This window comes from Flavobacterium notoginsengisoli, from assembly GCF_042686225.1.
Lineage (GTDB): Bacteria > Bacteroidota > Bacteroidia > Flavobacteriales > Flavobacteriaceae > Flavobacterium > Flavobacterium notoginsengisoli.
The window spans coordinates 1-12,544 of record NZ_JBHUOT010000015.1 but is presented as its reverse complement, the minus strand read 5'-3'; the positions used below and the strand labels follow the sequence as shown (position 1 = coordinate 12,544).

General features: G+C 34.0%; 14 protein-coding genes. 9 read left to right on the top strand and 5 right to left on the bottom strand.

Going from position 1 to position 12,544, the window contains the following annotated elements; genetic code table 11:
* The first annotated feature begins 106 nt into the window (after positions 1–106).
* Positions 107–391 carry a hypothetical protein gene (locus ACFS3A_RS24730; protein ID WP_379828227.1) on the top strand — a complete coding sequence of 95 codons (285 nt, stop codon included), beginning with the start codon at positions 107–109 and terminating at the stop codon, positions 389–391.
* 318 nt (positions 392–709) lie between these two features.
* Here ACFS3A_RS24730 and ACFS3A_RS24725 read toward each other — a convergent pair whose 3' ends face one another.
* Both ACFS3A_RS24725 and ACFS3A_RS24720 read right to left on the bottom strand, forming a co-directional pair.
* Positions 710–988, bottom strand: a complete 279-nt coding sequence (locus tag ACFS3A_RS24725; protein ID WP_379828226.1) for a hypothetical protein — start codon at positions 986–988, stop codon at positions 710–712.
* A gap of 26 nt (positions 989–1,014) precedes the next feature.
* Positions 1,015–1,419, bottom strand: a complete 405-nt coding sequence (locus tag ACFS3A_RS24720) for a hypothetical protein (protein ID WP_379828225.1) — start codon at positions 1,417–1,419, stop codon at positions 1,015–1,017.
* Between the two features lie 582 nt (positions 1,420–2,001).
* On the opposite strand from ACFS3A_RS24720, the gene ACFS3A_RS24715 reads away from it, so the two are divergent.
* The 7 genes from ACFS3A_RS24715 (at position 2,002) to ACFS3A_RS24685 (ending at position 8,277) form a co-directional block, all read left to right on the top strand.
* On the top strand, positions 2,002–2,676 hold the full coding sequence (locus ACFS3A_RS24715) for a hypothetical protein (protein WP_379828224.1): 675 nt from the start codon (positions 2,002–2,004) through the stop codon (positions 2,674–2,676).
* A gap of 176 nt (positions 2,677–2,852) precedes the next feature.
* Entirely contained in the window at positions 2,853–3,083 is a 231-nt protein-coding gene (locus ACFS3A_RS24710) for a hypothetical protein (RefSeq protein WP_379828223.1), read from the top strand.
* 82 nt (positions 3,084–3,165) lie between these two features.
* A complete protein-coding gene (locus ACFS3A_RS24705) occupies positions 3,166–3,987 on the top strand; it encodes a hypothetical protein (RefSeq protein ID WP_379828222.1) in 822 nt (273 codons plus the stop codon).
* A gap of 172 nt (positions 3,988–4,159) precedes the next feature.
* Positions 4,160–4,693 carry a hypothetical protein gene (locus ACFS3A_RS24700; protein WP_379828221.1) on the top strand — a complete coding sequence of 178 codons (534 nt, stop codon included), beginning with the start codon at positions 4,160–4,162 and terminating at the stop codon, positions 4,691–4,693.
* 440 nt (positions 4,694–5,133) lie between these two features.
* Positions 5,134–6,270: a hypothetical protein gene (locus tag ACFS3A_RS24695; RefSeq protein ID WP_379828220.1), complete on the top strand. Its 1,137-nt coding sequence runs from the start codon at positions 5,134–5,136 to the stop codon at positions 6,268–6,270.
* Between the two features lie 82 nt (positions 6,271–6,352).
* The gene (locus ACFS3A_RS24690) at positions 6,353–7,090 is read left to right on the top strand and encodes a hypothetical protein (protein WP_379828219.1); all 738 of its coding nucleotides are present in this window, start codon (positions 6,353–6,355) and stop codon (positions 7,088–7,090) included.
* Between the two features lie 296 nt (positions 7,091–7,386).
* Complete coding sequence (locus ACFS3A_RS24685; RefSeq protein WP_379828218.1) at positions 7,387–8,277, top strand: hypothetical protein; 891 nt, start codon at positions 7,387–7,389, stop codon at positions 8,275–8,277.
* A 237-nt stretch (positions 8,278–8,514) separates the two neighbouring features.
* Here the strand turns inward: ACFS3A_RS24685 and ACFS3A_RS24680 are convergent, their stop codons facing one another.
* Positions 8,515–8,868, bottom strand: a complete 354-nt coding sequence (locus ACFS3A_RS24680; protein ID WP_379828217.1) for an SH3 domain-containing protein — start codon at positions 8,866–8,868, stop codon at positions 8,515–8,517.
* A 428-nt stretch (positions 8,869–9,296) separates the two neighbouring features.
* Here ACFS3A_RS24680 and ACFS3A_RS24675 point away from each other — a divergent pair, with 428 nt between their 5' ends.
* Complete coding sequence (locus tag ACFS3A_RS24675; protein ID WP_379828216.1) at positions 9,297–9,581, top strand: hypothetical protein; 285 nt, start codon at positions 9,297–9,299, stop codon at positions 9,579–9,581.
* A gap of 344 nt (positions 9,582–9,925) precedes the next feature.
* Here the strand turns inward: ACFS3A_RS24675 and ACFS3A_RS24670 are convergent, their stop codons facing one another.
* Together ACFS3A_RS24670 and ACFS3A_RS24665 are read right to left on the bottom strand one after the other, a co-directional pair.
* Complete coding sequence (locus ACFS3A_RS24670) at positions 9,926–10,537, bottom strand: hypothetical protein (protein WP_379828215.1); 612 nt, start codon at positions 10,535–10,537, stop codon at positions 9,926–9,928.
* Positions 10,538–10,545: 8 nt separating this feature from the next.
* The gene (locus ACFS3A_RS24665) at positions 10,546–12,006 is read right to left on the bottom strand and encodes a hypothetical protein (RefSeq protein WP_379828214.1); all 1,461 of its coding nucleotides are present in this window, start codon (positions 12,004–12,006) and stop codon (positions 10,546–10,548) included.
* Positions 12,007–12,544 lie beyond the last annotated feature (538 nt).

Below are 12,544 nucleotides of genomic sequence, written 5' to 3'. Positions count from 1 at the left end.
GCAAGGCCTATATCAATAAAGTTTCCCAACCGAAGATTTTAGAATCAGCCTTACGTTTAAAACTGTATCCGATTTATTGCCGTATATAAATTAAAAACCGTATCCTATGAAAACATCAGCCGTCATGCAGAAAGTGCTTCGGATACTTGCCTGCAGTTACTTAAGAAGCTGTTCCCTTGAGGAGCTGGCACAGAGAACAGATACTGCTTTTAAAAGCTTTTCGGATGATCACGGCCTGCCCAATGACGAAAAGCACAAACAGGCCGTGCTGTTAGACGCTCTGATGCTTCTGGACCAGCAGGGGCTTATCTTTCTGGACTCCGATACCGACCGCAGCGTCATCACCATTAAGGGGCTGATGCAGGTTAACAATACCGTTTTGTGCAATTAGTTTAAGCAGGCAACATCCTGCTTTTCTTTTATATAAATGAAAAACAGCTGATACAATCTTCCTATTCAAATAAACATTCCTTTGTAACCGACATCACTCCCGCCGGCCAAAACAAAAATTAAAAACAATCTAAAAAAATAACTAACTAAACAAATCTTTACTGAAAAGCACTGGTTCGAATCCCGTCAAGGTCACTTAAATAAAAAGCCTATTTCGTATGATACCGCCAGTGTTTCCGCTTTCATCTACATATAATTTCATTCTATTCCTATTATGCATATTTTTTTACAATAGACTACCTTTTGAAAGTAAAAAGCCTTACCTGTCCCCGCATAATCTCTTAAACTCAAATCTTACATCCTCAAATGTAGGTGCCCCTATATTGGATATCTTGTGATAAGAATCTATTCCGTTATCGGTTGCCATGGCACTCCAGAAATAATCCCTCACCTTCTCTGCGCTTACCTGACTGTTCAGCCTCATACGGGTAAACTTAATTTTCTTTCTGATTGTTGCATCCGCATCCGGATTGGTCTCGGTAGGTGTCAGTACGTTTTCTTCCAAAAATTGAATCAGCTCTTCTTTTGTTGCAGTCATCAAAAATGGTTTTAATTAAAAACTAATTATTCATACAGCTCCCAGTACTGGTCATCAATAAACTGCATGAAATTTTCACTGGTGAATATTTCGTTATGATCACCGTCCTCGTCCAGAACATAAAAAAATCCGTCCCTTTTCATCACGGCACTGTACGCCATTTTTGCCTGAAAAGGCTCGCTGAAAGAATACCATTTGTTTTCCTCCAAACATACCTTGTTCAATACCGAGCAGATAAACAGGAACCTGGTCTGCCTAAGGAGCTCTGAAACCTGATCCATCACCTGCAGGTAATGTCCGGGCGACTGGACCGATTCAGTGTCGAAATTCTCCTTAAGCATCTTAACGCTATCAGTAAAAGGTTTCTCTTCAAAGTATTTCGAAATCACCTCAATGTCCCCTGTCAATGCATGTAGCTGTTCTTTGTTCATAACTGTTTTTTTTTATGTAATATATTAATCTTTATAGTCGGCTGTCTGAAGCAGGAGACCCTATTTGTCTAGTTCTGCAAAAACATCCTATACTGGCCTCTTATATCCTCAGACATTTCATGCTCTGGCGTTCAGCAAAAATGAAACAATAAAATGGATAAATCCTACGGCTTTCCGTAACTGCAAAAATCAGCTATTTTATAAAAGAAGCAGCAGGTGGAAACCCCTGAATACATTTTAAAAATAGAACTAATCCAGAATTTGCACTTTAAAAGAATCCTTTTTAAATCGGCTGATGATCAGACAAAAGCCTTACAGCCCCATATAATGCAATTTAGTGGTGCATGACCATAAAACACACCCTCCCTCCGCATGAAAACTATGAAGCAAATAAAAATACATCATATATTTTATGAAATAAAAATCCTATTTTTGAGAATAAAAAGCACCGACACTTATCACAGGCAACCATCCAACCTTGGGTTTAAAAGCGAACTCGCAGCACCTGTGGAAAGGTTCCTTAAGCCTAAGAGAAAAAAGAAATTGCAAATCAGTACACCCCTCTAATCAAAACAGATCAAAATGGCTAAATTTAATGGTACTATCAAGGACTTTGAAAAATTCGTTGGTCCAAGATTAAGAAACATTGTTCAAACTTCCATTGCAAGAAAATACAAAAGGAGTATTGCCCAATGCCAATTTGAAAAGTGTGGCACTACAGAAAATCTCGAAGCTGCACATATACACGGAAATGATAGAAAGACTCTTATCAAAAAATCACTGGGTGAAAGTATTGTTGATGGCAGAATAGTTGATCTGGATTTGAATCTGTTTGAAAAGACATTTGTCAAACTGCACTATCCCCTGGAAAAATCTTTTATGATCCTTTGTAAGGAATGCCACAGAAAATATGACAATGTTACGGAAAGTATCACTATCGAAAATATAAGCGTAGAGAGCGGCGAAGATAACCAGTCCATCGAAAAGCAACAAGATAACAGGCTGCTTAAAACCACACTGGATATCGAACTGATACCTAATGATATTTTGAAATTCAAGGAATTACTACTGAAATACAAAAGGGCCAATCTGTCCATTTTTTATAACGACGGCACTAAAGTAATCAAGGAATGGAATGCATCTAACATGAGTGAGAAATCGGATATTTTAAGAAATTTGAGAAGCAGATCAGATTTCAGACAAGGCAACTGGCAAAAATTGAACATAAAATGTGTTGAAGTGGAAATCAACTATTAACCCTATGTCATATTTTTTGCAACCCAAATTCCATATGTATCAGACCACGATATTTGTACAATCAATATCAGAGCATGTAGTGAAAAAAACAAGGAATAATTCCTTATCGTGCATAATCTGGATCTGCCGTTTTTCTTTGTGTTAATTTTGAAAGAGCAATAATAAAATTATACAAAATGTCAAAAAAGAATCAAGTCACAACAAACAATAGAAATGTTAAAAAAAACGCGACAGGACAGACTGACCAAAAATCATTGGACAACAGGGCTAATCAATTAAATCCAAATAATATTCAATATTGCAAGTCTTATGCAAAGAGCTGTACAAAAACAAATTATAAAAACCAGGATGATTGTGACTGGAAAGAGGATACTTTTGGTGATGACTGGGAGTTCAATCATGATTAATTTTTATAATATATATATTTAGTTTCGAATCCTGAAACCTCGCTGTTATTAGCTTACTACCTCTTGACAATCCACGCTTTATATGTTAAATAAATTCTTAGATAATTATGCCATAAATTATAAAAGGCTTTCCTTGGAGCAGCAACAGGAATTAACAGACCAGTTCTTCAACCTGTTTTATAATGATGAGACTGAACTAATATCCCGATTAAAGGAATTAAAGGAGCAGTCATACACTGATGAGGAAATTTTCGAAATCCTCAAAAATGAAACCAATCTGGATTTCTGGTGCATGGCACTTCAAACTTTTCAGTTGGAAAATATCTCAGGATTAATTAAAATGCTCTGCGCACAGCAAAAGGACGGCAGTGAGTTACTGAGTCTTATTAAGAATCCCGAAGGCCTGAAAAGGAGTCTTTCGATTCAAAAATCATTGGCTGAGTGTCAGTTAAAAGCAGTTTTTGGCATTCATTTAGAAAACAAAACCAGAGAAGAAAGCAAGATCCTTACAAAAAAAATATTTTTTACCACCAAGGAGCGTATTGCCGCAGAATTCGGATGCAGTAAAAGAACCTTATTGAAATGGCTTGAAATCTGTTTCGGAGACAGGTTTAAAAGAAAAGGGAGAAAGATTACCATTGAGGAATATATCGAAATTTTTGAGGCCTTCTTTTCAGGTAATGATGAAAACCTGGATTTGAACAATGACTTAAATAAATATCTGAACAGAATAGAAAAAGGTAACAGCTTCAGCAAAAGTGACCTGGCCGAATTGTGTTATTCTGATTTGAAGACTCAAAAAGAAAACCTGAAAAAAATTGCATTTTACCGCTCTGTTGATAAATTCCCGTATTCGATCTGTAAAGAACTGGCAGACAAAATGGGATATCCCCTTGAGTTTTAATTTTTAATGAAATTCAGTACTTGTTTTTAAATTCGGAATCTTATTCAAAAACAACCCGAATATACATGTTTTACAGATAAAGAATTGAGCAATTTAAATGAAAATGAAAACACAACCAATACGAGAAGATCAGGTCAGCTTAATCAAAATAAAAAAATAACAGACCACAATAATGATAAATATTATAAAAGAAAGCAAAAGCAAAATCAGAATGCAGGCGGAAGAGCAGCGAATTCGCACTAATATAATCGGATATCTGAAAGAATGTAATTATGCAAGCCCTTCAAGTTCTTTTCAAGTTATTGATATCAAAAATCTTAAGGACCTTCAGGCTATTTACTCGGGTCCTGGATTTTATATCCTGATGACCGATTTAAAATTTGAAGACAATAACTGTTTATTTCAACATGATGACTTTCAGGCTATCTATCGTGGACATTCGTATTTTGTAAAGGACAGAATTATGAGCCATCTATTCAATCTGGATTACAATAAAAATCCTTCAAAACACAGAACCAAATATACGGTCTGTTTAAAAATCGAGGATGGTGTTGAAGGAATAAATATTAACCAACAACCCTATTGTAATTACTCCTGGAAAATAATTGTACATAAAATGAAAGATAGTTCAAAAATGATCAGAGAACAGGCTGAACTTGCATTTGACTGTATTTACAACAGACCTTCAAAAAGTAAAGAAAAATAAAGTTTAAATAATCCTTTTCATTAAAATAACCAGCCTTTCCAACCAACTTCCCCTTTCACTGGTCAAAATCAAACTAAAAAAAATCTGAAACATTTAAAAATAGTCTTAAAAAAGGAAGGAAAAAGAAAAGAAAAACATAAATAAATATAACTAACTAACTAACTAACTAACTAACTTTTTAATAGTCTATCCATTTTAATAAATTCAGTATCTGATTAACGATATAACATCCCGCCAAAATAATACTAAAAATAGTAAGAAGATTCAAAGATTACATATCCATGGGAAGCAAAAAAAAGAAAGGAGGCCTGTTTGTTGCTGTTATATTTAATTCAATAAAATCTAGAAAACTCTAAACATTTAAAACAAGTATTTATACTTACTATTTTTTGACTCGTAATCAATAAGTTTGAAATATTTTACACAAAAATAAATAGAATATGGCCCCTATATTTATTTCTTTCCTAATCGCGGTTTCATTCCCAGCTGAATCCAAACAAACTAATCCTCCCGATACACCAAAAGCCAAGATTCAAATGGCTAAAGCCGGAAGCGAACCACAAATAAAACTCACCGATACCCTTAGAATAGAATTGGATGATAAACCTTCCTCGATATCCCAGCAAAGAAATCCAGCTGTCCAAACTATCATAGTTAAAGAAAAAGATTCATCTGACAGCCTGAGCAGGTTACTTCCCCTGATCTTTACATTAACGGGTCTGGTTACTGGTTTTTTCATGAACAGACTTTACGAATGGTATACCAATAAAAAGAAAATTAAGAAAAGCGGAAAGAGATGGAACATTGAGCTGAAGACATTGGAAGAACCAATAAAAGATCAGATTAAATATATCGAAGCATTTAAGACTAGTGTTGCAAAAAGAGAATGGAAATACGATTCCTTAGAATTAATGACCACAATCAATAGTGATAGGTTTTCATCGCTGGACAAAAATGATTTAATGGATTACATAGATTATACCACCAGATTTCCCTGGTATAAACAGCTTTTTAGCAGTAAAAATCAAGAGCAGAACAACAAAGCTGTAAAGATTTCAAATCACATACACGGCTTCATTGATGTTCTTAATCATAATTTTCAGATGCTTAACTACAACTGGGACCAATTTCAAGATGGAATTTCCGCAACCACAAAGAAATTAAATCAGGACATGGAAACATTAAATATTCAGTTTAATACCTTTAGATTTCATATTTCAAACGACGTTTTGAAAATATATCAGAAAGCGGATTACGAGCCTTTTTTCAATTTGTATTTTCAGTTTATTTTACAGCTACGGCAGAATGCAAATTATAATATGCATAACTTAAACAAGGATTTTTTAGAACCTGCTATAATCGAATTGGAAAAGCTAAAGAAGGATGATCGCATCTTGCCTATTACAACATCCACATCTGTTTTATATAATGATCTCCGTGCTGTAGATTCAGAAAAAGATTATGTATTGGATAATATGAATGAATTAATAGCACGATATAAAAAAGCACTTGAATCACTTCCGCAAATAATCGAAAAACTTGAAGACAAACGTACCGGCTTTCTCCAATTTAAATGAAAACTTCTTATTTTGATCTTTGAAGCAGCATTTAATTCAAAGACCGAAAAGAATGTGCTTTGCAAAAAATAAATTAAAATATATGGCAAAAATAACATCGGAAATTAAATTAGTTGACACTGCCGCTGTCATAACCGTCGGTGGAATAATTTTATATCAAATGGGATGGATTTACTGGACGAGCTATTTTTCAGCACTCAGCATAAACTCTTCCTTTGTAGAAATGTCTTTTGAAAAATTAATTGCGACAACATGGAATATTTCCGTACTTATTATCTTCTCTTTCTCGATAAGCGCAGTGCATGCATATGACAGCACAGGAAGCAGGATAGATGCCCACACGGCAATAGCAACTATTATTCTGGCTGTCCTATGCGTATTTGAAAAGTACTTCAATAACGTAATTTTTCCGATTCTGCTTACAGGAGCAGTTTTTTTATTCTGCCTTTATTTATTTCTAGCCCCTAAATTCAAAATCCCTTCCAGATCTTTTGATAAGAGGATCTTTATTTACTTCTCGTTACTCATAATGTATTTAGTTTCCTTTTTTGTCTACAGTGCTAAAGGCAGAAACGATGCAGAAAAACTGGTGAAGGATTCTAAAAACCCCGATATGGAGATTTTCTGCAATGACGGATCCAGGACAAGAGGCAGATTTATATCATCCATGAATGGGCGGTATTTCATACTCGCAAAGGATGAAAAAGGGAAAATGCATACTTTTATTTTCAGTGACAGTGAAGTGCACCACGTTATTTTCACAAAGGAATTCTTACAAGTTTTTAGCAATTCGAAAAAAAAATTTAAAAGAACATCTTAAAAAATAATTCAATGCATCAAATAAAAATGAACTCAACAACAAAGAAATATTGAAAATGGAAGCATTTATCAATCAAAGAAAACAAACGTAAAATGGCAGATGCTTATGCCGAAACAGTAATTGCGCTAAAAAATCTTAATTGCTATCAATGATTATATCATAATTAGATGGATAAGCAGCAGCTTATAACCTAGGAACAATCTAAAAAATAATTTACTAATAATTGACAACTGTTCCATAATATCCGCCTTCGGTCACCGAAAAGAATAAATAAGCAACCTTTATAAAAATTATATATGACAGAAACACAGCAGATAAAAGAAATTGATAAATTAGTTAGCGCTCAATACTCATCTTCAAATTATGGAGAACTGAAGGCTCTTTCCAAACTTTTTGATACAGCATTTTTAAAGGAATTGGAAAATATTCTTAACAAAAACAGCCGCATGGAAAAGCACTACAAAGATCGATATGAAGTGAGCGTCGGATGGATTGACAAAATTCCGCTGGCGAAATTTGTTCATGCCGTAAATGATGTAAACGGCAATCCTATCAAAACAAAAATGGAATTAGGAGATCTATTGCTCATTTATACTCATAACCGAATAAATATTACTTCAAAAGGGACGGAGGTTCAATCGGCTGAAAACAGAGCAGCCATCGTTCAAGCAAAAATTGCAGGCGATAAAAATCCTAAAGTTCCAATTGCAAAAATATCAGACAGTCGCGTATCATCCACCAGTAAAGAATTAGCATTGCTAAGTTCATGGCCTGAATTTGATTTGTATCAAACCTCGAAATCTAAAACCCCTTTACTGAATAATATTCAGCTCGACTCTACAAAACCAAATGCGAAATTTGCGGGCTATAATTCAAAAAAATGGTATATCGGCAGACCAGTTTATGAAGAAGAGTGTAAAGAATCAATGGGTTCTCTTATAATTGGAATGCTCAAAGGAAGAGAAGGTGAAGATTTCGACATTTCTAAATCCTCAGACTGGGATAGACTAATAGAAACTTTAGTCGTCACCTGCGGCAAATATAAACTTCCAAATTTTCTATTCCCTGGAAGCACTGGAGACAGATATTTGACTATACCTAAAAAACCTTTAATATTTTTCTTTTCTTTCTTTAAGCCCAAAAAGTTTCCTATTGTTGTGATCAATAGAATTGTTCAGGAAGGTTAAATATATAAAAAGCTTCAGATGAATCTGAAGCTTTTTATTTGATAACATGAACAAGAGACTACCCAACATTTGACAAATAATTCTCCAATAGTAGATATTATGAATTCTACAATCAAATAATGCCAAAAGAATCTTAACCTTTCTAATCAACTCCCTGTACCAACCATCATCCCCATCACTGGCCAAAAAGAAAAAAGAAAAAAAACAAATGGAGCCAAACCATCGTGTCACAATCCCCTAAATCTTATACACCAGCTTCGCATTCACATACCCAAAATTCTTAGACTCGATCACCACCACCTGCAGCCACTCCCCGTCCACGGCTATCACCTTCAGTACCGCATATTTTTTCAGCACTTCGATAACTTCGTACTCGTTGCCCGGCCCTTCAAGCAGTCTCACATTATCGGAACTAGCTGCCAGCATATCTTCCGAGCGGTAAACCTCCTTCACTTTTGCATTGGAAGGTTCTTTTTTGGGAGCCGTATAAATGCTATTTTTTGAAGAAGCCTTTACGGAAGCTTTAGAAGTCCCCTTTGAAGAACCTGAGCCTGAACTGCTATTAGAGCTGCGCGGGGCAGTATACCTCACAGGCGCTGAATAAGAAGCGCATACCCCGCAGCTTCCCCCGCTGGAACAGTGCGCGCATCGGCTGCAATTGGAGCATGCACTGCAGTAGGCGCTTCAGGTACATCTGCCCGCCTCTTCCTTTTTTGGCTCGCAGCAGCTTGCCACCAGTTTACTGTTCTGCGCATCAGCTGCCAATGCACTAAAAAAGAATAAAATGTAAAAAGATATTGTTTTAAACATGGTTAAATATTTTGGTTTTGAAGCAAACTTAAAAAAAGGCCTGTAAGGGATCTTACGGTTTTCCATAATGATGGCACTTTTTTTGGTACAGCAGATTATATACTGAGTTCTTCCAGGCGAAACTCAGGCCGCAAGCCGTATTTTAGATCATGTCCTGTGATAAAACCGCAGTTCATTTATTTGCGTAAATAATTAAAAATCTTAATCTAATGGAAACATCTACGATCATCCAGAAAGTGCTTCAGGTACTAGCTTCCAGTTACACCAAGAGCTGTTCTCTGGAAGAGCTTGCACAGCAGGTATATCCTGCCTTTAAAGGCTTCGAATATGCACAAGGCCTGCTCAATGCCGAAAACCATAAACAAGCAATGCTACTGGAAACCCTGATGTTATTAGACCAGCAGCGCCTTGTCTTTTTAGATCCTGAGACCGACCAGAGCGCCATCACCATAAAAGGCATGATGCAGGTGAATGATAAGGTTTTGTGTAATTAGGTTCCACAGCCAGCTCTTCTTTTCTTATTCTTTTACCTGCATCAGAAACAAGAGGATTTGTTTAAACAGAATAATACAAGACTATCTCCTCTCTCTCCACACAAAACCAATCACAAAAAAATAAAAACAGTATTAAACAAATTAAGCCGTAAAATCCCCTTACTTACATTAGCTTAATATGCTAAGATTGAAAACAGCACACAATCACCTGATAAAAAAATAGTTTACATACTAAAGTAAAACATTCTTTGGATTCGCCACCCGATCAATAGTAAACCGGCGAAGCAAATCAGTACAATTAAAACCAATCTGGATCTAATGATCTGTAAAATTGTATAATTTTTTTATGCTAAAATTAAAATTTGCATGATTAAGGATGTTTTTTCATTGCAGTTATTTATAATAGCCGAGATCTTTTCATAGTCAGGTATTTTAGCGGTAATGAAATAAAATAGCTCTTTATTATTACTCTCAATTTCCAAGCGGTATTTTACTATATCCTCAAATGATTCATTTATTTTTTTATTGTTGATTCCCGTTATAATATGTTCATTAATAATAGGAATAAGTGAGGATACCAAACCAATAAACCCCATTATCAATCCAATACTTTTTTGGTTTTTAATGTTATCTGCTAATAATGTTGAAACCACTCCTGCACTGCTTAATGCCGTAATTATTTGTGATAACAGATTTAGCTTGCGATAATTTTTTATTCTTCGTTTTATAATGGGAAATTCAACATCGCATTTTTTTAGAATTTCATTGTTTGACTCTTTGCAAATTTCCGCTTTAATAAGAATCTCAGCGTCTGGATTTTTATTTACTTCTTCTCCCAAGACTACTCCTGACTCCAGTATTTCGGAGTGATCAGAGTATCTTGTTCTTATTTGGTTAAGCTTTGCAGGATTTAGCTTTTCCAAAGCATAAATCATTTCGTTTATTTGTGTATCCATTTTCATATTTATTTTGAATAAAGAAATAATTTCAAAAAAAGCCAAAAAATAATTAAAATAACTATCACGATTCCCAAAGCCCTAAATAAAAAATTTAGAGCTGTATTAGCATCGTGTATTGTTTCTTTATCGGCTTTGCTGGTATTTTGAACTTCAATTAATTTGGAATAGACAATAGCTTTTGAAATTTCACCTTTTCTTTCTATCTTTTCATTGATTTCCTTTGTTACTTTTTGCTGATATTCTTTAAATTCAGCTTCAAAGCGAATTTGATTTCCTACAGATTGTGTATTAACAAAGAATTTGCTGTTTTTAACAGACATGGCATCAAAAAATTCACGATATGTTTTCTTTTGCGTTGCACTATAAACTGCATCAGCAACTTTTGTCGAATTCACATTATTAGAAAATCCGGCATTGGATCCATTTTCTATTGAATTACATCCTAATGCATTTAAAAAAAGACTATTATCGGCTTGAATTTGGTTGATTTTATCAAGTGATAAATTAAAATCAAATTTATTTTTATTATTTGAGGCAAATGCATTATCCTCCATATGGCCCACTAATATTATTCTGTCATTTTTGTGGCTAATCAATAATTCTTCGATACCGTCCAACTTTTTCTGATTGTCAATTTTAATATAGCTGCCTCCAAAATTTCTTTTCAGTTTCTCTTCAGTTAGTCTGTCATCTACAAAAGAAATTATTATGTTTTTCTCAAAGTTCATTTCTCTTTCAATTGCTTCTTTAACAATAAAATAGTCTTCAATGCTTTTGGGGGCTTCCATAAAATGATTACCATTTCTGTAATACAGTTTATTATTTTTTTCATTGTACACACATTCAGCTAATTTCCCCGGTAACTGTAGATAAGTCCTTTTTGACAGGGCCAGTATCTCTCGTTCATTTTTACCGATTGCACTACCAATTTCAAATACAAAATGAGCATTTTTTATTATGTCTTTGACGCTATTATCGCCAAACGAGCTTTTAAATAAAGAATTATATTTTTTGTAATCTCCTAATTTAATTTGAAATTCTATATCATGTGCATTCCCTAATTTTGTGCCGTAATTACTATAGAATTTAGTCTCATTATATTCTTTATCATTTCTGCGGTTCTGTATTGTTAATGGAACATTCGAAATGAAAATAAACAGTTTTGAAATATCTTCAGTATAATTTTTAGGATTACTAAAAAAGTTGATTCTTTTTTGTTCTAATAACTCATATTGTACTCTACAATAGTCAATTCGCGATTGCTCACTACTTTTTTCTTTATAAGGATCCCCTTCCTTTAAAACATCTTCTCTTCTTCTTGATAGATCGAATTTTTGACTGGATTCGTGAACTGACTGGTAATGATTGGGGCGCTCACCAATAGACCTGCCCTTTTGAGCAAATGTGCTAAAAAAGGAACATCCTAAGATAAGAAATACAAATAATGATTTAAATTGTTTTCTCATTCGGTTCAGAAATAAATATATTAACATTTGTAACTCTTGTATGGTATTCTAACACCACCATACAAAACACTATTTATCAAACAATTAATAAATTATTTATGATTGTAAATTAATAATTTTATATACTCAAAACAATACGTACTTATACCTTTTTTTAATGTAATTTTTGCAGAGCTTAAGAAGAAAAGCATCAATCTTCAGAATTTTTTTCTCAATTATTAATCCATCAGATGCAGAACTATCTTCATTTAATTCTTCAGATGGAACTCTACTGCATATTTGGTTTGCAAAGCCTAGTAAATCAAATAAATATTAAGTTTAATCCTCTAATTCTAAAAACATTCCCATTCAAACCAACCTCTCATTCACCGGCCAAAACAAAAAATAAAAAAATCTAAACAAAGAGAAAACACATAACTAACTAACTAACTAACTAACTAACTAACTAACTAACTAACTAACTAACTAACTAACTAACTAACTAACTAACTAACTAACTAACTAACTAACTAACTAACTAACTAACTAACTAACTAAC

Excerpts from the sequence above, each read along its gene's own strand:
- ACFS3A_RS24695 (WP_379828220.1), top strand. The coding sequence starts at position 5,134 with ATGGCCCCTATATTTATTTCTTTCCTAATCGCGGTTTCATTCCCAGCT.
- ACFS3A_RS24675 (WP_379828216.1), top strand. The coding sequence starts at position 9,297 with ATGGAAACATCTACGATCATCCAGAAAGTGCTTCAGGTACTAGCTTCC.
- ACFS3A_RS24710 (WP_379828223.1), top strand. The coding sequence starts at position 2,853 with ATGTCAAAAAAGAATCAAGTCACAACAAACAATAGAAATGTTAAAAAA.
- ACFS3A_RS24705 (WP_379828222.1), top strand. The coding sequence starts at position 3,166 with ATGTTAAATAAATTCTTAGATAATTATGCCATAAATTATAAAAGGCTT.
- ACFS3A_RS24690 (WP_379828219.1), top strand. The coding sequence starts at position 6,353 with ATGGCAAAAATAACATCGGAAATTAAATTAGTTGACACTGCCGCTGTC.
- ACFS3A_RS24725 (WP_379828226.1), bottom strand. The coding sequence starts at position 988 with ATGACTGCAACAAAAGAAGAGCTGATTCAATTTTTGGAAGAAAACGTA.
- ACFS3A_RS24670 (WP_379828215.1), bottom strand. The coding sequence starts at position 10,537 with ATGGATACACAAATAAACGAAATGATTTATGCTTTGGAAAAGCTAAAT.
- ACFS3A_RS24720 (WP_379828225.1), bottom strand. The coding sequence starts at position 1,419 with ATGAACAAAGAACAGCTACATGCATTGACAGGGGACATTGAGGTGATT.
- ACFS3A_RS24665 (WP_379828214.1), bottom strand. The coding sequence starts at position 12,006 with ATGAGAAAACAATTTAAATCATTATTTGTATTTCTTATCTTAGGATGT.
- ACFS3A_RS24685 (WP_379828218.1), top strand. The coding sequence starts at position 7,387 with ATGACAGAAACACAGCAGATAAAAGAAATTGATAAATTAGTTAGCGCT.
- ACFS3A_RS24715 (WP_379828224.1), top strand. The coding sequence starts at position 2,002 with ATGGCTAAATTTAATGGTACTATCAAGGACTTTGAAAAATTCGTTGGT.
- ACFS3A_RS24730 (WP_379828227.1), top strand. The coding sequence starts at position 107 with ATGAAAACATCAGCCGTCATGCAGAAAGTGCTTCGGATACTTGCCTGC.
- ACFS3A_RS24700 (WP_379828221.1), top strand. The coding sequence starts at position 4,160 with ATGATAAATATTATAAAAGAAAGCAAAAGCAAAATCAGAATGCAGGCG.